We start from the raw sequence: 23,792 nt of genomic DNA, 5'->3' as shown, positions 1-23,792 counted from the left end.
TTAGAAGTTTGTTGAACTAATAACTGATTACTGATTCTGCGCGTATAGTGCGTGGATATGATGGAGGTGACGATGAGAGAAAGGCCAAAGGCGCAACTGGTGTTGAGCGAAGTCGAACGCGAACAGCTCGTGGCATTGACGCTGCGTCGCAAGACGGCGCAGACCTTGGCCTCGAGAGCGGGCATTGTGTTGGCTCGTGCGCATGGTATTGACAACAAGGTGGTCGCAGCCCGCCTGCGGGTCACGCCACAGACGGTGTCCAAGTGGCGCGCTCGCTTCGTCAAACAGCGCCTGGACGGATTGTTCTATGCACCGCGCTCAGACGCCCCGCGCAGCATTGATGACGCGCGTGTCGATGCGGTGATCGCCAAGACGCTGGAGTCGGTGCCGGCCGAAGCGACCCACTGGAGCACGCGTACCATGGCGCGCGAGATCGATGTGTCGCAAACGGCAGTCACGCGCATCTGGCGCGCCTTCGGCTTGCAGCCGCATCGCCAAGAAACTTTCAAACTGTCGAGCGGCCTGCTGTTCGTCGAGAAGGTGCGCAACATTGTGGGCCTGTACCTAGATCCACCGCTCAAGGCCATGCGGCTGTGCGTGGTCTGGTGATGGACAACTATGGCACTCACAAGACCCCTTCGATCAAGGCGTGGTTTGCTCGACATCCGCGCTTTCATGTTCACTTCACACCGACCTCGGCATCGTGGTTGAACCAAGTTGAGCGCTGGTTCGCCACCCTCGCCGACAAGTACATCCGCCGCGACACACATCGCTCGACTCTGCAACTCGAGCAAGCAATCAAGCAGTACCTGCAAATCAACAACGCCAACGCCAACCCCAAGCCATTCACGTGGGTCAAGTCCGCAGAGGACATCCTCTCGAGCATCGAGAGATTCAGTTTGCGAATTTCTAACTCAGGACACCAGATCAAGGTAGGCCCAGTTAAATTCCTTCACCGTACCTCTGCGAAAAGAAGGATCGAAAAATGACTCAAGGAGACGCCAAGAGGCAGTTCAAAGCCGGAGTTTGCGGGCAGTCCGGCGTGGTTGCCGTGGAGGCGGCGTCCAGCCGCTCATTCGGCCGGCATACACATGACCAGTTCGGCATAGGTGTGGTCATACGCGGCGCCCAGGACTCCGCCAGCGGCCGCGGGGAAGTGCGCGCTACGTCCGGCAACATGATCACAGTCAATCCGAATGAAGTCCACGACGGCAGACCCGTTGCTGGCGAAGCACGCGCCTGGCGCATGCTCTATCTAGACCCTGCGCTGATCGCGCAATTCTCGAAGGCCATGGGACACAGTACAGGCGTGGAGTTCATCCACCCGGTTCTCAACCACCAGCCTGCGGCAATAGCATTCGGACGCCTCTACACCGCTCTCACCAAGCCTGGTCAGGAACCATGGCAAGAGCTCGTGGAGCAGGAGCTCTTTCAGATCCTGCCCTCGCTCTTGGGACACATTCGATCCACGCAAATGAAGCTGCTGTCCAAGGAGCTGGCACAGGCCAAGGCCCGCATCGACGCTCACCCGGAAGTTCCTGTCTCGCTCACCGAACTCGCTGCCGAAGCAGGATTGAGCCGCTTCCATTTCCTTCGTGCGTTCAAGGCCGCTACACATCTGCCGCCACACGCCTATCGTCTTCAGCGTCAACTGCAGATGGCCCGCCGTCTGATCATGACTGGCTATACGGTTCTCCAAGCGTCCCACCTCGCAGGTTTCGCAGACCAGAGCCATTTGACGCGTCATTTCGTATCGAATTATGGGCTGACGCCAGGGGCACTCTCGCACTCCCTGCGTGCGCAGCATTTACCGGCTCTGTGAATCGCCCCGTGTTTCGCGGAGGCTGATTGGTTTAAGTCAAGCCACCATCGCTGTGGCTTGACTGACGAGTTGCCGATAGTAGTTTGCCTCAGCCTCTGCAGGCGGGATGTACCTGATGGATTCGAGCAGGCGGTGATGGTTGAACCAGGACACCCATGTCGGTCAGTGGCAATATGGGGATATCTGGCTCGAGGGCTACTCCGATACCCCCAGATACCCCAGCTGTAAATGGTTGTCTTCGTGCCTTGCTGGAAACGAAAAACCCCGCGAAGCTTGACTTGACGGGGTTTCGAGGATTTCTTTGGACTTCGTTGGATCTATTTATGGCCCCCCCACGAGGAATCGAACCTCGATTTCAGGTTTAGAAGACCCGTGTTCTATCCGTTGAACTATGGGGAGGCAAGCGGGAGGCAAGCTGCCAACCATGCAAGGCAGCTATAGTAACCGATGAAAGGCGGTTCAAGCGGCTCATGCGTTGCCTCTTGACCGAAAGACTCTACTAAACCGGAATTTATCCGGCTCAAACCGGCTGCGGATGCAGCATAAACCACACCAGACAGCCCGCACCTGCTAGCACGCAGTACCCGCCAAACGCCGCCAGCCGGCCGCGCCCTTCAAAATAACGCATCAAAAAGCGCACACTGAGATACGCCGCAATCGCGGTCAGCACGCCGCCCAGCAAGGCGTCGGCTAATTGATCCGGCGCATGAAACAGCTTTGGCAATTCCAGCAGCCCCGCCGCGAAAATAATCGGCGTGCCCAGCAAAAAGGAAAATTCGGCCGCTTTCGCCGCGCTCAAGCCCGCTGCGTTGCCCGCAATCATCGTGAGACCGCTGCGCGAAAACCCCGGAATCAGCGCACCCACTTGTGCCAGGCCAACCAGAAATGCCTGGCGGAACGTGAGCTTTTCCGGCGCCTGATGCGCACGGGCACGCTGCAACCGGTCGCCCAGCCAGAGCAGTACACCGTTGACGATCAGCGCCAGCGCCACGATGCGCAAATCATGAAAGACGCGCTCGATGCGCTTTTCCAGCAACAGGCCCACCAGACCCGTGGGAATGGTGCCGATCATGAGCGCCCACATCATGTGCCCGTCGTCGCTGCGCCGCCCAGCCAGCGAGCCGCAAAACCCCCGCACGAGCGCCATCCAGCGTTGACGGAAATACCACAGCAAAGCGCATGCCGTACCCAGATGGAGCGCCACCAGAAACGGCAAAAGCTGAGGTGCATGCTTGTCGATATGCAGGCCAAACAGCGCCGGAATCAGTAAGGTATGGCCCAGACTGCTAACCGGAAAGAGTTCGGTCACGCCTTGCAAAACGCTCAGGAAAATCAGAAACAGCAGGCTCAAGGTGGCTCCTCAGCAAAAATCAGTCAGTAAAGAAGCTGGGGGAAATACTCGCGCCAGCCTACCGGATCATGATCGTGAGCGTGACCGTAGACGTCACGCCCGAAAGGGCACCGATTATGCCGGGTGACCCGAGGCGCGCCAAGCGCTGCACACCCCACACACAACAATATCGGGATAAAAAAAGCCGAAACCTGAGTGCGCGTCACTTCAATGAAAGTTTTTTGCGTGTTTGACGAATACCAGGGAAGCCATGCGGAACTGAAGGCTGATCAGGGAAGGGGGCCGCTAAAACGCAGAAGTGGTTCGTCGTTAATTCGCCGGCCCGTGTGTCTGTGCGACTATCGACTCTCCTACTTTCTCATGCAGCCCATGGCTGCCCGCCCTTCATCATGACGCTGCCTTCCGCTCCCCCCACGCTCGAAATCGCCCACGAGGCCTCTGTACTGCGCTTTGCTCCGCAACATGGCGGCCTCTTGCTGTCATGGGTGCTTGACGGCCAACCCGTGATTCATTGGCCCCATGACGCTGACTGGCGCCAGCCCAACAAAATTCGCGGCGGCAATCCGTTGCTGTTTCCCTTTCTGGGGCGTCATTTTGTCGATGGTCAGATAGGCCGATGGCGCGACGCCGAGGGTATCGTGCGCGAATTGCCGATGCACGGCTTCGCCCGCAACCTGCCCTTTGCTGCCCAGATCGACGACACACAGCACAGCATGCGCCTAACGTTGACGGACAGCGCAGCCACCCATCCGGGCTATCCGTTCGGCTTTCGCTTCGAGGCCTGCTATCGGCTAATCGGGTGCGACACGCTGGAAGTCACGCTCACTACGACAAATACTGGCGGCGCGGGTTTGCCTTCGGGTTTGCCTTCGGGTTTGCCTTCGGGTTTGCCTTCGAGGCTGCCTTATTACGCGGGACATCACTTTTATTTCGCGCTGCCTCACGAGCAGCGCAGCACCACCGTGCTCTCCATGCCAGCCAGCGTGCGCCGTCATCAGCTAGCGGATGGCTCAATCAGCCCCGCCGAGGGCGGCGCGCCCCGCTACACGCTCGACGAGGCACGCATTGACGACCGCTTCCATTGCCTTGAGGGGCCACCGCAACAACCCGTGCAACTTATCGCTCCCGGCCTGAAGCGCGTGATCTCGCTCGATCTGAACCGCCCAGGCGCCGTGCCCTGGTACGCCGTGACCACCTGGGCTGAAACCACGGAGGCCGATTATTACTGCATCGAACCCTGGCTTGGCTTGCCCGATGCGATTCATAACGGTGAAGGGTTGCGCTGGCTCGAACCCGGGCAAAGCGAAACAGCCGCGCTCCGCATCAAAGTCACCGCACTGGATTAACGCCGAACCCGCCTTCAATCGCGCAGACAACACGTTCAAGACCTGTCGCCGTATCTCAACACCCTGGGACAAACCCGTTAAAATCGGCGTTTTTGCGCATGCCGCACCGCTGTCATGGGTGAAACCCAGCGGCGAAACCCGGCACACCGCCCTGTCTTGAGAGATTGAATGCTGGGAACACAATTCAGATGGCTGGCCAGTTGCGTGCTGGCCAGCCTGCTAGCCGCCTGCGGTTCGGCGCCCGTGGGGCCGGGATACTACCGCGTCGAGCGCGGCGACACGGTTTCGAAAATCGCGCGCGATCACCGGCAATCCATCCAGAGCATCACGCGCTGGAATACGCTATCCAATCCGGATGCCATCGAGGTCGGCCAGGTGCTGCGCATCGCACCGCCGGCCAATGTGGCCAGCAACAGCAACGGAACGCGCAGCAATACCGCCAAAGGCACAAGCGCCACGACACCCGCACGCCCCGCCGCCACGCGCCCAGCGTCTGCACGCGAGGCCGAGCCCACCAAGCCCCCCGCCTCGTCAATCGCACTCATCTGGCCTGCCGCTGGAACTGTCATACGCCGCTTCGATGGCCGGGATTCGAAGGGCATCGACATCGCCAACAGTGCAGGCACGCCTGTCAAGGCGGCAGCCGCTGGGACCGTGGTTTATGCAGGCAATGGCCTGCGTGGCTATGGCAACTTGCTGATCGTCAAACATAACGCGCAGTACCTGAGCGCCTATGCGCACAACCGGGTACTCCTCGTCAAGGAAGGCCAGAGCGTCACGCAAGGACAAAACATCGCGGAAATGGGCAATACCGACAGCGATCGCGTCATGCTGCATTTCGAATTGCGCTACCTGGGCAAATCAGTTGATCCCTCAACCGCACTGCCCGCTCGCTAGCGCCTGGCCGCCACAGCCCGCCAGGCGCATCAGGCCGCAACGCAGTACCGTTGCCTGATGCGTCACATCACGCGCAACCCCAGTTCCATCACCAGCACCGCTGCCTGTTCGTGCGAAATCGTCGCACCGCGAAACAATCCGGCATCCACCAGCCGCACCCCGCTTAAATCCACCGCGCGCAGGTCCGCGCCCGCGAAACGCGCGTCTTTCAGATTCGCGTCTTTCAGACTGCCGCCCTCAAAAATCGCCTCACGAAAATCGGCGCCCGCCAGATCGGCATCGGAAAAATCGAGCTGCTGCAGCGTCATCTTGCGAAACGACAGGCCGCGTAAATGCGCACCCACCAGCAGTGTCTCGACAAACCTCAGCCCTAACGCCGCGCACGCCTCGAAATTCGCTCCGGTCAGCTTGCAGCCGGTGTAGGTCACTGAGGCGAGATGCGTGCGCCGCCAGTTCGTATTGTTGAAATCGCTCGACTGAAACACGGCGTCGACCAGATCCGCCGAGGCGAAATCGGCCTCACGGCCCCGGCACCGGAGCCAATGACTATGCGCGAGCGATGCGCCGACAAAACGGGTTTCGCTGAGCGTGCAACGCTCGAACACTACGCCACGTAAATCGAGCCGCGAAAGATCCGCTTCAGCGAAGTCGCAATCGACGAAATGCAGGGGCGATGCGACGTGCTGGATCAACCGTTCAACATCGGCCCGTGCGAGTGTCTCGCCGGATAGCGGCGGGTGATTCGCAGAGGGTTCAGACTGGCCCGCGGCAGCGCGTGGCCGGGTGGTAGAAGAAGACATCGTCGGGTTCCTGCGCCGCCCAGTGAAAGACGCGGCGCTAAATGGCAAGCCTGTGGCCAATGTCAGGCATTTGCTGGATAAAGCGGCAGCGTACCTGAACCGCACACAGCGCGAATGCGGCCTGCACGATGGTTTATAGTAGCAAGCCTCTTGCCACGCGCTTCCTCCATGACGTCCTCCGCCCCCGTTCACAGCCCGCTCTATCTCACCTTGCTTGCGGAAACCGCAAAAATCGGCTGGCCCGAACTGGAGCGCTTTTTTGCCCAGGGCATCTTGCTGCACGTCGCACACGATCTTGATCTGGTGAGCGTCGCGGAAGCCATCGCTAGCGACCATACCGGGCTAGTCTCCCAATGGCTCTCGACGGGGCAGGTAACGCGGCTCGAAGCCGCGACCGCTGCGGATTTCACCGCCCGCGATCCCGATTTATGGGCCGTCGTGGTGTCGCCGTGGGTCTGCGTTCAGGAACGCGGTTGAGCCAGCCCCCCTCGGCTATCCCTGCGTCCATACCTGGGGCCAAGGCCCGACTGAATTGCGGACATCGCCGGGTCCTCGCGCTCGCCATTCCTATCGTTCTCGCCAATCTGACTCAACCTCTTCTAGGCGCGGTCGATACCGCCGTCGCGGGACATCTCGACGAGGTGGCCAGCCTGGGCGGCGTTGCGCTCGGCGGGCTGGTTTTCAGTTTCGTGTTCTGGGGCTTCGGTTTTTTACGCATGGGCACGACAGGGCTCGTCGCACAAGCGTTTGGCGCGGGCGATCAGGTTGCGCTCCGTCTGACCCTGGCGCGGGCCCTGCTTCTGGCGGGTGTCATTGGCCTTGCCGTGCTGGCGTTACAAACCCCGTTGATCCACGCAGCACTCACGTTGCTGGGTGGCAGCGCCGCCGTCCAGCAGCAGGCCCAGGCGTACTGCCAGGCGCGGATCTGGGCCGCCCCGCTGGCACTCGCCAATTACGTCATTCTCGGCTGGCTGCTGGGCATCCAGCACGTGCGCCTCGCTCTTGCGCTCCAGGTATTGATTAACGCGATCAATATCGCCGCCGTGCTGCTCTATGTGTATGGCCTGGACAGAGGGGTAACGGGCATCGGCGCCGCCACGGCAACAGCGGATGCGCTTGGCTTTGCTGCTGGGGCAGCGTTGCTGTGGCATCTGCGGCCACGGGGCCTGACTCCACTCAAGTGGGCTGCGCTGTTTGAGCGCCGCGGACTGCAACGTCTCATCGCGCTCAACCGCGACCTCTTCATTCGCACGCTGTGCCTGCTCGCCTCGTTCGGTTGGTTTGCTCACCTCGGCGCGAAGCAAGGGGATATCACGCTCGCCGCCAATGCACTTTTGCTGAATTTTCAAACGTTGATGGCGTATGCCCTGGATGGCTTCGCCCATGCGGCGGAAGCGCTCGTGGGCGCCACGGTTGGCGCGGGTGACCGGCGCGCATTTCGTCAAACGCTGCGCGTGACACTGTTGTGGTCGGTACTTGGCGCGCTCGGGTTTTCGTTGATGTACTGGATGCTGGGCCCCTGGCTGATCGCCCAGCTTACCGACCAGATGGCCGTACGTCTGCATGCCCAGACCTTGCTGCCATGGGCGGTGGCCTTGCCTGTCGTGTCGGTTTGGGGCTTCTTGCTGGATGGCGTGTTCATTGGTGCGACGCGCACGCGTGAGCTGATGCAGGCCATGGTGCTGTCATTCGCGCTATTCGCCATGGCCTCATGGGGGCTGCTCACCGCTTACGGCAACCCTGGCTTGTGGGCAGCGTTACTCCTCTTCATGGCCATGCGCGGCGTCACGCTCGCAGGGTTTTTGCCAGCGCTCATGCGTGGCATCGGGCCCGGCAAGACTTAACACCACGCCGCGCACAGACAGGACACGTCATATCTCACGCATCACCTGTGATTACTCGGGCATGGCCCCCGGCCCATCGACCATCGATGGTGGCTTCTGGTCAATCGGAGCCCCTTTGTAATTGCTGCGGTAGCTGCTGTTACTACAAGCAGCGAGGGCGGATAAAAACAGTATGGTCAAGAGAATGCGTGTCATAAAAGTCCCGTTCAGAAAGATAAAAACGTCCCAAGTTTACCTGTAATGCTGACTGCGGCATGTCAAAAGAACCGATAGTTAAACTCGCTTGGCCAAGCGCGTAAAGCATGTCCTAGTATTGGGAGGTGTTTTTTAATCATTGATGGAGGCTTTTCATGGGTGCCGACGATATTGCGGGATTAATCGGTCTTGGTATTGGGTTACTGATATTGGCTGCTCTCTCTGTATTCGAAATGAAAAGCTATAAAAAAGAACACGACGGCGAAGGCATGATGCATCACTGGCTAGCAAGCCATCATCTGCTCGACTGGCTGCATCGCAGGCATTAACGGCAGATTAGCGGATGAACGGGTTTAACCTCGGCGCGGCACCATTTATCTGCCGCCACGGCAAACGCAACATCGCATTCTACGATGTCATGGCTCACGGCTCGATCCTTTAAAATCAGCGGCTAGTATCCGTCTGCTGTATCTGTCTGATATCTCGCTGTGTTTTCAGGATCCGCCCCGTGTCTTTATTGCCCTTGCCCGAGCCGGCGTTCAACGATGCGCACGCCACCGCCCTGTTCATCCGCGCCGATACGCATTACCTGGCAGGCCAGATTCACGACGCGCTACAACTCTACGAAGCCGTTCAGGTACTGCAACCCGGCCATCCGGATGTCCTGCACCGGCTGGCCCTGGCGTCGCTACAAGCAGATCAGCCCGGGCGCGCCCGCGACTATCTGGACCGTGCCCTGAACGCGGCACCTGCACGCGCGGATATCTGGAACCAGCGCATTGCGCTAGCTAGCGCATATGGCAGCCACCAGGAAGCCTGTGCGTTGTGCCAACTGGCGCTGGACATCGCGGGCGACACGGCCGTGCTACAGCAGCAATTCGGCGACTGCCTGAGACAAACCGGCGAGCCAGCCAAAGCCGGGCAGCACTATCTGCGCGCGCTCGAACTCAATCCGCGGTTGCATGCCGCGAGGTTCGCGCTCGGTACGCTGTACGCTGAAAACGCACAGCACGAAAAAGCGGCTCATCATTTTCAGCAGCTCTGCCACGAAGACCCCACCCATTTGCAAGCCGGCCTCGCGCTGCTCCGCGCGCTCGCCGCACTGGGCGCGCCTCTGTACCCATGGCTGGCGCAGCTCCGTGAGCGTTTTAGCGCCGATGTCTTCGCGCTGAAAGAACTCGCCTTTACGCTCAACCAGCTTGAACACTTCGACGATGCCCTCAGCGTGGCGCAGCAAGGGCTCGCGCTCGATCCGGAACATGCCCTGCTGCATCACAACGCGTCCTACGCCTGCAATATCCTGGGTGACTTCGACGCAGCCCGCGGGCACAGCATCGAAGCTGCCCGCCTCTTGCCTCATGACGCCTCCGCGCAATTTAATCTCGCCCTCACGCAACTGCGTTTCGGCGACTTCGAGCAGGGCTGGAAACAATATGTGTGGCACGAAAAGCTGCCCGAGAACCATGACCTCGTGCGGCCTGACTGGCCCGAGTGGCAAGGCGAAGCCCTCGCGGGATGCCGCTTCCTGCTGATTGGCGAACAAGGTCTGGGCGACCAGTTGCAGTTTTTGCGTCTGGCCGCCTGGCTGCATCAACGCGGTGCGCAAGTAGACGTCTGGGTTGACCAGCCACTCGTCGAACTCGCTCGTCACGTCACGGGTGTGCACACTGCATGGCAAACCTTGCCGCCTGGACCCTACGATTACTGGTGCCGCATGACGCGCGTCGCGGAACACATGAAGCTCGAACTGGCCATGCTGCCCGCCATGACACCCTACCTGGCCGCCCCGCCCGAAGACATCGAGCACTGGCGCAAAAAGCTGGCCATGCTGAACGCCGGACCCTCCGTGCCTTCTATGCGTCCTACGCGCTCCGCGGCGGGCGACACGAAGCGTATCGGTCTCATCTGGGCCGGCAACCCCGATTACAGGTTCGATCGTTACCGCTCGATTGCACTGCCGTTACTCGCGCCCCTGTTGCAGCTACCTGGCGTGACCTGGTTTTCGCTGCAGAAAGGCCCGGCCGAAAATGACCCATGCACCCTCAACGCAGCGGCCCCTATGCAAATGCCCGCCGCGCACATCGAAACCTTCAGCGACACCCTGGCGTTGCTTCATCACCTTGATCTGCTGCTGACCGTCGACACCTCGGTGGCGCACCTGGCCGGTGCTGCGGGGCTACCCATGTGGATCTTGCTGCCAACCTGTACTGACTGGCGCTGGATGGTGAGACGCAACGATAGTCCGTGGTATCCCTCGGCGCGGCTTTTTCGCCAGCGCGAACTGGGCGACTGGGCACCCGTGCTGCAAGACGTCGAAGCCGCGTTGCGCGCATGGCTGAAAACGCCACGCTGACCCTCCCGGGGCATGCCATCGCATGCCATCAAGTGGGCTAGCTCATCGGCCTGCACACACGAAACACGCATGAAAAATCCGCGTCTCGCAAAGAAAAATAACAAGTTTCAATAAACATGCAAACGTCGATTGACGAGTGTATTTGAAACAGGCTAATATCCGTCTCTCTTCGGAGCGTAGCGCAGCCTGGTAGCGCATCTGATTTGGGATCAGAGGGTCGTAGGTTCGAATCCTATCGCTCCGACCAAGCATTTCGGGGAAGACAGCGACATAACATCGTCGCTGTCTGACTTTGAAAAAAACTGCTTGAGCAATGCATCAAATTGGCAAAACACCGCCGCACTCAAAGCACGCCATTGAGCACGCCATTGAACACCCCACCAAGCCCGCCACTAAGCGGGCTTTTTTGCGTCCTTTGGGTTGTTGGGGTTCTTTCCCCCTCCCTTTGCAGCCACGACAGCCGACACCGGATTCAGCCAGCGTTCACCATGCCCAGCGCACGCCGCCATTTCCCGTTATCGTGCGCTGGTGCTCACCGCCCAGGTTCGTCAGATAGCTGAACGTCACATACATGCTGCCGCGCTTCGTCAACTGCGCGGCAAGCCCGACGCCGATTTGTCCGGCCGTCTGCCCGACCTGCGTGCCGAGCGTCGTCGTGCCGCTAAACGTCGTCTTGTCGTTCACGCCGAACGAGCGCAGTACATTCATGCGCAGATACGGCATCCAGTCGACGCCGTTCGCGCTGAACGCCCATTGCAGCCGTGCGCCAATCCGGCCGAGGAAGGTATTACCGTTATTCCACGTGACGTCCGATACGCCATCGTTGAACCGCTCAAGCGCGAGGTACTGCCACACCAGTTGCGCCTGCGGCTCAAGCGTGAGCCCATAGCCAAGCGCAATAGGCAGACCCGCTTCGAGCGAGCCGGTGAACGCGTTGCCATTCGTCGAACCGCTCACGTTGTCATTCGAATGCGTGCGCACCGTTAGCGCGCTGCCCATCACGACAGCGTCCGTGTACCAGCCTCCCGGGCCGATATGCGTCCAGTAGCCGCCCAGGTTGTACGCATTGACCTGCAACGAACCGACATCGAGATCGGGTTGCGCAAGCGCGAAACCCTTGGCGTCCCCCACCGCACGCGAGAACCCGAGAAGAAAGCCGTAGTGATTACGCTGTCCGCCTGGCCGGTTGTCCGCGTATAGTTCCTGCCCAATTTGCGTGCCCCAGACCGTGCCGTCGAACGAGGGGTTCACCTCGCCTTTTTGCTGGATGTCGCTATGCCCGCCCCAAGTGCGCACCCACGATGCGGGCACCGAGCCCTTTTCGGTGAGCAACGACTGTTCACCCTGGCGCTCGTGGAACGTGTCGATCTGCAGCAGGCCGAGCTGGCGCGCGACGGCCGGCGCTTCCGCGTACAGCGGGACTTCAGGACGATAGACAGGCACCTGATTCGCATCCGGTTTCGCCTGCTCGACGGCATTGACGATCGAATCAGGCGTGCCTTCTCCCGTGACGATGGGTGTGACAGGCGGCGTTACAGGTGGCGTCACGGGTGGCGTCACGGGTGGCGTTACAGGCGGTGTAGGCGGTATCACAGGTGGAGGTGGAGAGGGCGCCGACGGAATCGTGTTGCGCAGGTACCAGTTGTTACCCGTGCCACCGGACACTCCACCCTTGGCGAGGAAGTACTTATAGGCCCCGGCACTGACCGCTCCACCCGACAACGCGAATGCACCGGTACCCGTCGTTGCGCCATTCATCACCTGCACAACCTGGATGCCGTTACCTGTCGTCTGTGCACCAGGACCACCGACGTTCGTCACCTTCAGCATGCTGCTACCGCTTGCGTTGCCGCCACTGACGATCAGCTTGTCAGATGCCGCACCGTCACCCGCCAGATAGGTATTCAGCGCAATCGCTGCGTTCTGCCCGACATAGTTGCCCGCAACCGTTAGCGTGTTGCCAACGCCCCGGCCACCCAGTTGCACGAGCCCCGCGTTTATCAGGTTGCCGTTGATCCCGAAGTTGCCCGCAGCCCCGCTGGCGAGGCTCGTAAAGGCATTCGCCACGACAATCGTGCCGTTGTTCGTCACGTTGCCCGTGACGCGGCCGTAGCCGCCAAGCGTCGCGCCCGACGCGACCCTCACGGGGCCGCTGCCGCCCAGGGCAGCCGATGCGCTCGTGCCATCGCCAACGATCACGCTACCTGCATTCACGTTCGTGCCGCCTGCGTAGCTGTTCGCGCCATTCAGCGTCAGCGTGCCGCTGCCCTGCTTCGTCAGCGAACCCGTGCCCGTGATGTTCTGCGCAATCGCCGAATTAAAGCCCTGTGTATCAATCGTGCCGTTGTTCGACGTGATGGACACCGCGCGCTCCGCGGTCAGGTTGAACGTCTGGCCGAACCGCAGCGTGCCGCCATTGAACGTGAGGCCGCCCGACTGTGCGCCCAGCGCATGATCGGTCGCAACCACCAGCGTGCCCTGCGTGATCGTTGTGCCGCCCGTGTAGCTGTTGCCGCCGGCTGCGGTGGGCGTAAGCGTCAATGTGCCCGTGCCCGTCTTCTCGACAGCACCGTTGCCAAGGAGGGTGCCCGCATAGGTGCCGGTCGTGTCCTGCTGGAAGCGTACAAGCCCGTTGCTGGTGACCGACAGCGGCAAGTTCGAGGCATTCGCCTGCAAGGTTGCGCCGGCGTTCACCGTCGCCATGACCGATGCTGTCGTGGTGCCCAGCATGCCCGTGAGATTGAGCGTGCCGCTTTGCACGAGCGCGTTTGAAAACGTTCCCGTGCCCGCCCATGTCCAGTCAGCGCCCTCCATCGTCAGGCTCTGGAAATCCGTGAATGCGTTTGATGCCGTGCCCGAGCCCTGCAACGTCACGGTGTTGGCGCCACGCCCACCTTCGGCCGCGCCGATAATCTGCGAGCCTGTCTGCAGGATCAGCGTCACGTTGCCGTTACCGCCCTTGATCGCGGTGCCGTCACCGCCCTGAATCAGCCCCGCGTTGGTGATGGTTGTGTTGCCGTTGGTCGAGCGCACGCCGATGCCGTTGTTGCTGATGATCTTGCCGCCGGCCAGGTTTGTGATCGTCGCGGTAAACAAACCGCTGACGGTGTTCGACACCACCGCATCAACGTTGCCGCTGCCCGATACGGTGCCCGTGCTCTCGATTGTGCCGCTGTTGATCAGCGTGTCATTGTTGCCCTGCATGTAGACGGCCGTGGCATCGCGGCCGCTCGCATTCATCGTGCCACTGTTGTTGATCGTGCTACTGCCGCCAAGAATCGACACAGCGCGCGCATTGCTGCCCGAGGTTAAAACCGTTCCGGTGTTGGTGATCGTATTGTCCGCCGCACCCGAGTTGACCTGCCCCCATGCAGCTGTCATGCCGTATGAGTTATTGCCCTGGGTCGTGATCGTGCCGTGATTGACGAGTGTGTTGTCGTGACCATTGGCGGCTATGCCATCACTGTAGGCGCCCGTCGTGGCAATCACACCCGACACGCCATTGGTTATCGTATTGCCGTCATGCACGCCGAGCAGTACCGCGCCACGTTGTGTAAAACCCGTACCGTCGCCCGACATCGACAGCTTGCCGTTGTTCGTGATCGCACTCGTGGAATCGACGGTAAAAGGCGTGGTCGTGCCCGGCAGCGTGTAATTGCCGGTTGCGCCTGCATCGATGTTGATCGTCACACCCGAACTGCCGCTCGCCGCGTTCACTGACGAAATGCCGCTGCCTGAGCAGTTCACCGTCGTGTTGCTGCCCGGTACTGGGTTCGTACAGGCGGCCCCGGCGCTGGACGGTACGGCGCCCATGAACAGGATGACTCCGCCAATTCCAGCCACTTTGATTTTTTTCGTCATGTTCAATCCGATCATTCACTTATGTTTTGAAGTCAATCGGTAAAACTGGCGACTTGTATATCATTTATTTCAAAATAACTACAAGAATAATTTTAATGATTTATTTTCAATTACTTATTCGTCTGAATTTATTTATCGAACAATACTGGGCAAGCCATTTTGATTAACGGCGAGACCCGCATTTTTCAGTGGCTTCAGTGGCATGGGTTATTGTCGTTTGCCCTGGATGCTTATTTTTATGTGCTGCGATAGCAATAAAAGCTATTTGCATCATTGCCCGGATTATCATTGCGGCAATCCGGGCATATTTGATGAAACGCCTGCCGCAGGCGGACCTGAAAACCATAAAACGGAAATCTATCCGTGTCCGCCTCGCGGCTTATTCCAGCGCGGCTTATTCCAGCGCTGCTGCCGGGCCAAAAAACTCGTAGTGGGTTTGAGACTCGGGCACGCCAAGCGATTTCAGATATTTTTTCATCGCTTTCATAAATGCAGCCGGCCCCACGAAGTACGCCTCGACATCGCGCGATTGCGGTAACCACTGCGCCAGCAACGCTTCATCGATCAAGCCTGTCGCATCTGCCTCTGCATCCGTCTGGCGCGGCTTCTCATAACAGTAAAAGCGCTTGAGTTGTGGTACGTGGGCTGCGAGCTCTTCAACTTTATTCCGAAACGCCTGAACCCCACCGTTGCGCGCCGCATGAATGAAGTAAATCGGGCGCGGCGCGGCAGCCGCCGCCGTTTGCAGCATCGCCAGCAACGGCGTCACGCCAACGCCTCCGCCAATCAGCACCAGCGGCTTCGTGCCCGGTTTGAGCTGGAACTCACCGGATGGCGCAAAGAGTTCGATGATGTCGCCCTCACCCAGTTGTTCATGCAAATACGTCGAAACCCGGCCATTGGGCTCACGCTTCACGCTGATGCGGTATTCCTGGCCGTTCGCGGCCGCCGATAACGAGTAATTGCGGCGCACCTCCTCGCCGTCAATGACGAGCCGCAAACCGATGTACTGACCCGGTTGGAAATCGAGTAGCGCACCGCCATCCTCGGGCACCAGATAAAACGAGGTGATTTCGTCGCTCTCTTTCACCTTCCGTGCGAGGCGAAAGCGCCGCGTGCCTCGCCAGCCGCCTGGCGCATGTTCTTTCGCGGCGTAGTTCTGCTCTTCAATACCGATCAGCAGCCCGGCAAGCTGCTGATAGGCCGCGGTCCACGCTTCTATCACCGCATCGGTCGCAATGTCCTTGCCGAGTACTTCACGAATCGAACGCAACAGACACTCACCAACGATCGGATAGTGCTCGGGCAAGACATTCAGCGAGACGTGCTTGTTGACGATTTGCGCCACCAGATCACCGAGTTTTTCAAGGTGGTCGATATGGCGTGCGTACATCAACACACTGTGAGCCAGCGCACGGGGTTGTGCGCCGCTGGCCTGGTTGGTCTGATTGAAGAGCGGACGAACCTCCGGATATTCACGCAACATCAAACCGTAGAAATGCGTAGCTAGCGCTTCACCGCCAGCCTCAAGAAATGGCACGGTTGCTTTGACAATCTCACGATGTTCCGCAGAAAGCATGATTGAAACCCTCCTTACTTTTTACTCTTTACTCTCTCAGTAATGCGCCTCACACGATATGCATCGCCAGCGCGCTTTCCCGGTAATGCTCGCCAGCCTTCGCGGCATCACCCAGTTGCTCGTGTAACCGCGCCAGTGCGCGATGCGAGCGAATTTTCAAAGGTTCGTTATCCGCCAGCTTGAGTGCCATTTCAAGGAACGATTGCGCCTTGCCCCACAGTTGCTGATGCAGGCACAGGCGGCCCAGCGCGAACAGCAGATCGGCATCGTCCGGATGGCTCTTTTTCCAGCCTTCGGCTTTTTGAATCAGGGGCAATGCATCGCCGCCCGCGGTCTCGGGATAACGGCGCAGCAAACGGGCATCCCAGTTATGCGCCAACGCTTCCTCGACGATCTTGCGCGCCTCTTGCGGACGGTTCAGCACCACCAGCAATTCGGCAGCCAAATCGGCCAGCCGGGGCGAATGACGCTCGACGGCCGACAGCGAATGCCATAGTTCAAGCAACGCATCCGCGTTATGGCGGCGCTCACGCAACAGGTTCTCCGCCGCAAGCTGGCGCAAGCGCACCGCCGCGGCGGGATGAAGCGCATCGCGTTTTTCCAGCATCCGCACCAGTTTCAGCACTTCGCCCCAAGCCTTGAGCTGCTGTTGCGCACGCAGCGCGATGTGCTGCGCGTGAATGCGGCGCGAGCCCGACGCGGGCAGCTCCGACAGCGCAGCCAGTGCGCCATCGGCGTCATGCGCATCGACGCGCATGTCAGCGGTGGCCATCAAACGTGCGTCCTGCCAGTCAGCCTCGTGAATCTGCGCCAGCCATTCGTCGCGGCGCCCGTACTCGTGCAGCTTGTGCGCCGCATTGGCCGCGATCAGGCCCGCCGCACCCTTGTTACCTGCATCGGCCAGCGCCTCGCGCGCTGATTTTTCGGCCCGCGAAAAACGTCCCGCATACAGGTTGCTGATCGCATCGCGCAACGCCGCATGAGCTTTCGTCACGCGGGCACGGGCGCGATAAGCCGCCACTCGCCGCGGCATGCGCCAGATATTGCGCAGAATGCGCAGCAGCATATAAAGCACGATGAACAGCACGACGAGCCCCACAACGAAGAGGTTCATCGACAGATCGACGCGATAGGGCGGATAGACAAACAGCACCTGCCCCATATCGAAACGCCCAACGGTGGCCAGCGCCACGGCCACCGCGAACAGGATAGCCAGCCAGAGGAGTCCCCGGATTGTCATGATTAACCCCGGCTGCGGTATTGCTGCACCGCTTGCATGCTGCCATCGAGGTTCGGCACCTCAACCCCCGCGGATCCGGCTTGCACCTGCTGCACCAGGCCGCGCACGGTCTGGGTGCGTTTGGCGCTGGCATCGAAGTAACGGGCGAGCGCGGCATCGGCTGCCTGCAGATCGGATTTGAGCGTGACCGGATTGCGCGCCAGCAACGCCAGCCGCGCTGACAGCAAACGCAGTTTGATGTTTTCGCGCACGAAGTAACCCTGATCGGGCGCCACGAGCATCGCATCGGCATGGTCTATACGGCGCACCTGCACCAGGCTGCGCAGTTGCTGCCCCACACCCGAGGCAAACTCTTGCCACCAGACCCGCCAGCGCGGCAAGCCGGTCGCGGCAGCAACCTTCGCGCTATCCGCGGGCGTCGCGGCATGGGGCACGGTGTGACCTAGCGGCGCTTCACCACTCAGCGGCAGTTCGTCGACGAGCGCGACCGCGTTATCAAGCTTGATCGCCATGCCCGTCAGATCAGCCACAGGTGCGGCCTTGAGCTTGTCGATGTCGTGCGCGATGGCACGGCGCACGGCCAATGCCTGCGCGCCTTCCGTGGCGGCAAGGCGCATATCGGCGCTTTGCAGCGCGAACAGCGCCAGTTTGGTGTTGCCTGTTAGTTGCAACTGCTCGCTCGCGCTGGCGAGCATTTGTCCTACTTCGGCAAAGGTCCAGTCGTCACGGTTATGGGCGAGACTGGCGTATTGCTGTTGCAGCGCCTGCTGCGCGCCTTGCGCATCCGCGAGGCGCGTGCCGATCTGCGACATCTGGGTCTCGGCCTGACGCACGCTCGTCAGCGCCTGTTCGGCCTTGGTGCGCAGCTCGGTGGTTTGCACGTCGTTGACCTGCTGACGATGGGTCAGTTGCTGGTCAAGCCGGATCATCTTGCGGTTAAGGGCAACCCCGCCCACGCCAGCGGCACAGGCCAGCACCACGATGACCAGCCACAGCAGCGGCGAGCCCGCGTTGCGTTTGGGTGCCTCACCGGGTGCCTCACCGGGTGCCTCACCGCGTGCCTCACCGCGTGCCTCGGCAGCCGCACGCGGCGGCGCCGGTGGACTGGAACCACCAGCGCCGCTGGGAGGTTGGGGTGAATTCGATGGACGCGCGGCGCTGGACGCGCTGGACGTATCAGGCGCCGCGGCGACAACCGGAGGGGGGGCGAAGCCGGGCCGTTCGGGGAAATATTCGAGTCAGTCATGCGAGCGTGTGCCGGGTTGGACGTTACCGGTTGAACAACGGAAGGAGCAATGGAAGACGAAGGCGCGAAAGAAAGCAGGGCACGGGCAATACGTTCATCGCCCGCGCCAGCCAGCGTCATCCTATCAAAACCCAATGCGCGCGCCGTATCGGCGATACGCGGATGAGAGGTCACGAAATGCGCGCGCTTGAGTGCCGCGCATTCACCGGCGCTCAAGTGCGACTGCGCCAGTTCGTGCAGATTGCGCACGCCTTCAGAGCTAGTCAGCAACCAGGCGTGCGGCGCTCCCGCGAGCAGCGCGTGAACCTGCTCCCAGGCATCGATCGACGGTTCAGGCATGAGGCGGCGGTAAGCCGTCACGGCCTCGACCTGAGCGCCGGCTTCGCCGAGCCGCTGCGCCAGCCATTCGCGTCCGCCATCACCGCGCACGATCAGCACCGGGCGGCCCTCGAACCCCTGTTTGCCGCATTCGGCTTCGAGCGCGGCAAACAGCGCCTCGGAATCGAAACGGGCGTCGTCATCCGGCGCGTCGAGCGGCGGGCTGATCACCCGGTAAGCCGGTGTCGTGATGCCATGCCGCGCCAGCGCCGCCACGCTGCCGGGGCCGACCACCGCAAGCGGCAACGCATGCGGCCAGATTGCGTCGTACTGGGCGAAGGCGTAATCAACCGCATTCGGCGAGACGAACACCACCAGCGCGTAACGCTCGAGCCGCCCGAGCGCCGCGCGCAACGGAGCGAGATCGTTGGCGCTCGCCACGTCGATCAGGGGAAACTCGAGAACAGCCGCCCCGCCGTCTTTGAGTCGCGCCGCCAGCGCCGCGGAACTGCCAGCCGGACGCGTCAACACCGCCGTGAAAACCGCCGCGGGCGGCTGATCGTGAACGCTCCCGCGAGCCGCGGCGCTCATGCCGCGCCTGCCGGGCTGGGTGAATCAGAATCAGGTGAATCAGTTGAACCGGCCGATGCAGCGGAATCGCGGGCACCGGTCACGCCCAGCGCTTGCACGATTTCGAACGCGCCCTGCGCCACCAGATCGGCCGCGACAGCACGGCCCAGCGCGTCCGCTTCGGCGGCGTTTGTCACCGTGGCGGACGCTGCGGCGCTCAGCACGCGCCGGCCATCGGGCAACGCCACGCTGCCGCGCAAATGCAGCACGTGTGCCTGCCACTGCGCGTAAGCCGCCAACGGCACTTCGCAACTGCCACCGAGCATGCGCGACACCGCACGCTCGGCCAATACGGCTAGCGCGCTCGGCTCATGGTGCAAGGGTGCCAGCCAGGCCGCGAGATCGGTACGCGCCGCCGCAATTTCGATGCCGAGTGCGCCCTGTGCCGCAGCGGGCAAACTGTCATGCGCTTCGAGCACGGTACGGATGCGCTCAGTCAGCCCAAGCCGTTTCAAACCCGCCGCCGCGAGGATGATGCCCGCGTAATCGCCACGGTCGAGCTTGGAGAGGCGGGTATCGAGATTGCCGCGCAAAGGCTGGACGACGAGATGTGGATAACGGGCACGCACCATCGCTTCGCGGCGCAGGCTAGAGGTGCCGACCACGCTGCCGGCAGGCAGCGCCGCCAGATTCGGCCAGTGCGGGGAGACAAATGCATCGCGCGGATCGTCGCGCGGCAAGATGACCGGGAGGGCAAAACCGGGCGGCAGCTCCATCGGCACATCCTTGAGCGAATGCACCGCCAGATCGGCGCGACCATCGGCCAGCGCGTTTTCCAGTTCCTTGACGAACAACCCCTTGCCGCCAACCTTCGACAACGTACGGTCGAGAATCTGGTCGCCACGGGTTGTCATGCCCAGAATTTGCACGTCGCAAGCCGGATAGCGCTGGCGCAACGCATCTCGCACATGTTCAGCCTGCCAGAGTGCGAGACGGCTTTCTCTTGAAGCAATCACAAGCGTCCTGGGAGGCGTTGGAAGCGTCTCGGAAGTCATGGCAGGAAGGTCAAATGACAAGAAGGAAGGGTCGGCAATGTTAGCATGCGCTCGCGCTGTATCCGAGCCTTGGCCACGCCCATCCCGGCTTGCCGGGGCACCGGTCAGCGCCCCGCTGGAAGCCGCTGCGAGACCATTGCGCAAGCGCTTTGGCAACCCCTGGAGCGCTTCTCCGGCGACCAACCCGGGGGCGTTTTGCCGCAGTCTCGCCCGCATTGCAACGGACGCTCGCCGGGCCTTCCCCGGCGAGCGCAGTTTCAGCCTTCACGTCTCACGCCTCATGTCTCACGTAATCGCAGTTCATCCATCCACCTGCTCTGGCTTTACTGAGGAACTTCATCGTGACGTCTTCCCGACCGGCGCGCCCTGCCCGCCGCGCTACCGCAACGGCTTCCCCCGACTTCCAGCCAGCCCACGCCGCCGTCATGCCATCCGCTCCGCCTGACGTGCCCGCTGTACAGAAGCCGCTCAGCCGGACCCGCGACAACAAGGATCAGCCGCTCTTCCAGGACATCCGCTACCTGGGACGGCTACTTGGCGATGTCGTACGCGAGCAGGAAGGCGAAGCCGTCTATGAAGTCGTCGAAACGATCCGTCAGACCGCCGTGCGCTTTCGCCGCGAAGACGATAGCGACGCCGCGCTCGCACTCGAAAAGAAGCTGCGCTCGCTGAGCCCTGAGCAAACCGTCAGCGTGGTTCGTGCCTTTAGCTATTTCTCGCATCTGGCGAATATCGCCGAAGACCGCCATCGCAACCGGCGCCATCGGATTCATGCGCTGGCCGGCTCGGCCTCTCAGGCGGGCACCATCGGTTACACGCTGGCGCGCCTGAAGCGCGCCGACGTGGCCACCCCACCTGCGCTGCAACAATTTTTCGCGGCGGCACTGATCATGCCCGTGCTGACCGCCCACCCCACCGAAGTGCAACGCAAGAGCATTCTCGATGCGCAGCACGACATCGCCCGTCTGCTGGCGGAGCGCGATCAGCCGCTCACCCTCACCGAGCGCGCGCACAACGAAACCATGCTGCGCGCCCGCGTGACCTCGCTCTGGCAAACCCGCATGCTGCGCGATGCGCGCCTCACCGTGGACGATGAAATCGAAAACGCGCTGTCGTACTACCACGCCACCTTCCTCAGCGAGATCCCGGCGCTCTACGCGGGCCTCGAAGCCACGCTGGCTGAACACGGCCTGGGCACCCGGCTCGCACCTTTCTTGCAGATGGGAAGCTGGATCGGCGGTGACCGCGATGGCAATCCCAATGTCGATGCCGCGACGCTCAAACGCGCGATCACCCGCCAGGCCGCGGTGATCTTCGAACACTATTTGCAACAGGTGCATGCGCTCGGTGCGGAGCTGTCGGTCTCGAACCTGCTGGCGGGCGCGAGCGATGCCCTTCAGGCGCTCGCCGAAGCATCACCGGATACCTCGCCCCATCGTGTCGATGAACCTTATCGGCGGGCGCTAATCGGCGTCTATGCACGTCTTGCCGCCAGCGCCCGCATGCGGCTCGGCACAGAGGCCCGCGCCATGCTGGACGTCGCGCACGACGCCACGCCTTACGCTGATGCCACGGCGTTCACTGCCGATCTGCAAGTGCTGGTCGATTCGCTCGCCGCGCATCATGGCGCATCGCTGGCCACCCCCCGGCTCGCGCCGCTGATGCGTGCCGCCGAAGTCTTTGGCTTCCATCTGGCGAGCATCGACTTGCGCCAGAGTTCGGACATTCACGAAAGCGTGATCGCCGAGCTGCTGCAACGCGCGGGGGTTGAAGCGCATTACGCCGCGCTGGATGAGGCCGCGAAACAGCGCGTGCTGCTTGCCGAACTCGCGCAAGCCAGGCCGCTGCGCTCGCCCTGGCTCGACTATTCGCCGCTGGCGCAAAGCGAACTGGACATCCTCGAAGCCGCGCGCCAAACGCGTGAGCAGTTCGGCGCGCGTGCCGTGCGCAACTACATCATTTCGCATACCGAAAGCGTCAGCGATCTGCTCGAAGTCATGCTGCTGCAAAAAGAAACGGGCTTGCTGCAAGGGCGTCTCGGCGACCCGGGCGAACCCGCCCAGGCAGGCCTGATGGTGATTCCGCTGTTCGAGACGATCCCCGACTTGCGCGCCGCGCAGCACATCATGGGCGAACTGATGGCGCTGCCCGGCATGAAAGCGCTCATCGAGGCCCAGGGCGGCGAGCAGGAAGTCATGCTGGGCTATTCGGATAGCAACAAGGATGGCGGTTTTCTCACGTCGAGCTGGGAGCTATATCGCGCCGAGCTCGCGCTGGTGTCACTCTTCAGCCAGCACGGCGTCACGCTGCGGCTGTTTCATGGCCGTGGCGGCACCGTCGGACGCGGTGGCGGCCCGACTTATCAGGCCATCCTGTCGCAACCGCCGGGCACGGTCGACGGCCAGATTCGCCTGACCGAACAAGGCGAAGTCATCGCCAGCAAGTTCGGCAACCCGGAGATCGGCCGGCGCAATCTCGAAACCGTGGTTGCTGCGACGCTCGAAGCCTCGCTTCTGCCGAGTGGCAATACGCCCGCGCAATTGCCCGCGTTCGAAGCCACCATGCAAAGCCTGTCCGATACCGCGATGGCGGCCTACCGCGCGCTGGTGTACGAAACGCCTGGCTTTACCGATTATTTTTTCTCGTCCACGCCCATCGCCGAGATCGCTGCGCTCAACATCGGCAGCCGTCCGGCATCGCGCAAGCTGCAAGACCCGAAGCAGCGCCGCATCGAAGACCTGCGAGCGATTCCCTGGGGTTTCTCATGGGGCCAGTGCCGCTTGCTGCTCACTGGCTGGTATGGCTTTGGCAGCGCCATTACGGCTCATCTGGATGAAGCGCCCGACGCCACCGAACGGAACCGCCGCCTGGCGCAGCTCAAGAAAATGCACAAAACCTGGCCGTTCTTCTCGAACCTGCTGTCGAACATGGACATGGTGCTGGCCAAGACTGATCTGGCCGTGGCATCACGCTATGCGCAGCTCGTCGCGGACAAAAAGCTGCGGCAACAAGTGTTCGGCCGCATCGTCGCGGAGTGGGAACGTACCTCGCTCGCGCTGGCCGAAATTACCGGCAAAACCGAACGGCTCGCCGATAACCCCTTGCTGGCGCGCTCGATCAAGAACCGCTTTCCGTATCTCGATCCGCTCAATCACCTGCAGGTGGAACTCCTCAAACGCCATCGCGCGGGTGAGCGCAACCCGCGCCTTGAGCGCGGGATTCACCTGACCATCAACGGCATCGCGGCGGGGCTGCGCAATACCGGTTAGCGGTGAGTGGCCAGGCCAAATTCGGCCAGGAGTGCGTCAGGCCCGT

At 61.5% G+C, this 23,792-nt stretch carries 14 protein-coding genes, 2 tRNA genes and 2 pseudogenes; 10 read left to right on the top strand and 8 right to left on the bottom strand.

All coding sequences use genetic code 11. From position 1 onward, the window contains the following. Window positions 1-57: 57 nt before the first annotated feature. Both GH657_RS05290 and GH657_RS05285 read left to right on the top strand, forming a co-directional pair. Window positions 58-989: pseudogene (locus GH657_RS05290) on the top strand (helix-turn-helix domain-containing protein). Further along, on the top strand, window positions 986-1,822 hold the full coding sequence (locus tag GH657_RS05285; RefSeq protein WP_153099748.1) for an AraC family transcriptional regulator: 837 nt from the start codon (window positions 986-988) through the stop codon (window positions 1,820-1,822). The pseudogene GH657_RS05290 and the gene GH657_RS05285 overlap by 4 nt, the downstream one beginning before the upstream one ends. A 324-nt stretch (window positions 1,823-2,146) precedes the next feature. Here the strand turns inward: GH657_RS05285 and GH657_RS05280 are convergent. Together GH657_RS05280 and GH657_RS05275 are read right to left on the bottom strand one after the other, a co-directional pair. After that, window positions 2,147-2,221 (bottom strand) — tRNA-Arg (locus tag GH657_RS05280). A gap of 121 nt (window positions 2,222-2,342) precedes the next feature. Then, the gene (locus tag GH657_RS05275; RefSeq protein WP_153099747.1) at window positions 2,343-3,173 is read right to left on the bottom strand and encodes an undecaprenyl-diphosphate phosphatase; all 831 of its coding nucleotides are present in this window, start codon (window positions 3,171-3,173) and stop codon (window positions 2,343-2,345) included. 389 nt (window positions 3,174-3,562) lie between these two features. On the opposite strand from GH657_RS05275, the gene GH657_RS05270 reads away from it, so the two are divergent. After that, entirely contained in the window at window positions 3,563-4,519 is a 957-nt protein-coding gene (locus GH657_RS05270; protein ID WP_153099746.1) for an aldose epimerase family protein, read from the top strand. Between the two features lie 168 nt (window positions 4,520-4,687). After that, window positions 4,688-5,416: a peptidoglycan DD-metalloendopeptidase family protein gene (locus tag GH657_RS05265; RefSeq protein WP_153099745.1), complete on the top strand. Its 729-nt coding sequence runs from the start codon at window positions 4,688-4,690 to the stop codon at window positions 5,414-5,416. 62 nt (window positions 5,417-5,478) lie between these two features. On the opposite strand, the gene GH657_RS05260 is transcribed toward GH657_RS05265, so the two are convergent. Continuing rightward, window positions 5,479-6,216, bottom strand: coding sequence for a pentapeptide repeat-containing protein (locus GH657_RS05260; protein ID WP_153099744.1), 738 nt, complete (start codon window positions 6,214-6,216; stop codon window positions 5,479-5,481). Window positions 6,217-6,384: 168 nt separating this feature from the next. Between GH657_RS05260 and GH657_RS05255 the strand changes: the two genes are divergently transcribed. The 5 genes from GH657_RS05255 to GH657_RS05240 all read left to right on the top strand — a co-directional run bounded on the left by GH657_RS05255 (window position 6,385) and on the right by GH657_RS05240 (window position 10,855). Beyond that, the gene (locus GH657_RS05255; protein ID WP_153099743.1) at window positions 6,385-6,693 is read left to right on the top strand and encodes a DUF2288 domain-containing protein; all 309 of its coding nucleotides are present in this window, start codon (window positions 6,385-6,387) and stop codon (window positions 6,691-6,693) included. A 17-nt stretch (window positions 6,694-6,710) separates the two neighbouring features. After that, window positions 6,711-8,060, top strand: coding sequence for an MATE family efflux transporter (locus GH657_RS05250; protein WP_246174119.1), 1,350 nt, complete (start codon window positions 6,711-6,713; stop codon window positions 8,058-8,060). Window positions 8,061-8,410: 350 nt separating this feature from the next. Next, window positions 8,411-8,584 (top strand): hypothetical protein, encoded by a 174-nt coding sequence (locus GH657_RS17980; RefSeq protein WP_174769879.1) that lies wholly within the window; start codon window positions 8,411-8,413, stop codon window positions 8,582-8,584. A gap of 179 nt (window positions 8,585-8,763) precedes the next feature. Further along, window positions 8,764-10,608 carry a tetratricopeptide repeat protein gene (locus GH657_RS05245; RefSeq protein ID WP_246174002.1) on the top strand — a complete coding sequence of 615 codons (1,845 nt, stop codon included), beginning with the start codon at window positions 8,764-8,766 and terminating at the stop codon, window positions 10,606-10,608. Between the two features lie 170 nt (window positions 10,609-10,778). Beyond that, window positions 10,779-10,855, top strand: a tRNA-Pro gene (locus GH657_RS05240). Between the two features lie 236 nt (window positions 10,856-11,091). Here GH657_RS05240 and GH657_RS05235 read toward each other — a convergent pair. The 5 genes and pseudogenes from GH657_RS05235 to hemC form a co-directional block, all read right to left on the bottom strand. Beyond that, a complete protein-coding gene (locus GH657_RS05235; protein ID WP_153099741.1) occupies window positions 11,092-14,469 on the bottom strand; it encodes an autotransporter outer membrane beta-barrel domain-containing protein in 3,378 nt (1,125 codons plus the stop codon). A gap of 394 nt (window positions 14,470-14,863) precedes the next feature. Then, the gene (hmpA, locus tag GH657_RS05230) at window positions 14,864-16,048 is read right to left on the bottom strand and encodes an NO-inducible flavohemoprotein (protein WP_153099740.1); all 1,185 of its coding nucleotides are present in this window, start codon (window positions 16,046-16,048) and stop codon (window positions 14,864-14,866) included. 49 nt (window positions 16,049-16,097) lie between these two features. Next, entirely contained in the window at window positions 16,098-17,288 is a 1,191-nt protein-coding gene (locus GH657_RS05225; RefSeq protein ID WP_153099739.1) for a heme biosynthesis protein HemY, read from the bottom strand. Between the two features lie 2 nt (window positions 17,289-17,290). Next, window positions 17,291-19,443: pseudogene (hemDX, locus tag GH657_RS05220) on the bottom strand (fused uroporphyrinogen-III synthase HemD/membrane protein HemX). After that, entirely contained in the window at window positions 19,440-20,477 is a 1,038-nt protein-coding gene (gene hemC, locus GH657_RS05215; RefSeq protein ID WP_153099738.1) for a hydroxymethylbilane synthase, read from the bottom strand. The pseudogene hemDX and the gene hemC overlap by 4 nt, the downstream one beginning before the upstream one ends. A gap of 341 nt (window positions 20,478-20,818) precedes the next feature. Between hemC and ppc the strand changes: the two genes are divergently transcribed. Beyond that, complete coding sequence (gene ppc, locus GH657_RS05210; protein ID WP_153099737.1) at window positions 20,819-23,746, top strand: phosphoenolpyruvate carboxylase; 2,928 nt, start codon at window positions 20,819-20,821, stop codon at window positions 23,744-23,746. Window positions 23,747-23,792: the final 46 nt, after the last annotated feature.

This window comes from Paraburkholderia hayleyella, from assembly GCF_009455685.1.
GTDB classification, from domain to species: Bacteria; Pseudomonadota; Gammaproteobacteria; order Burkholderiales; family Burkholderiaceae; genus Paraburkholderia; species Paraburkholderia hayleyella.
The sequence above is the reverse complement of the archived record's forward strand: the minus strand, read 5'-3'. Positions and strand labels throughout refer to the sequence as shown.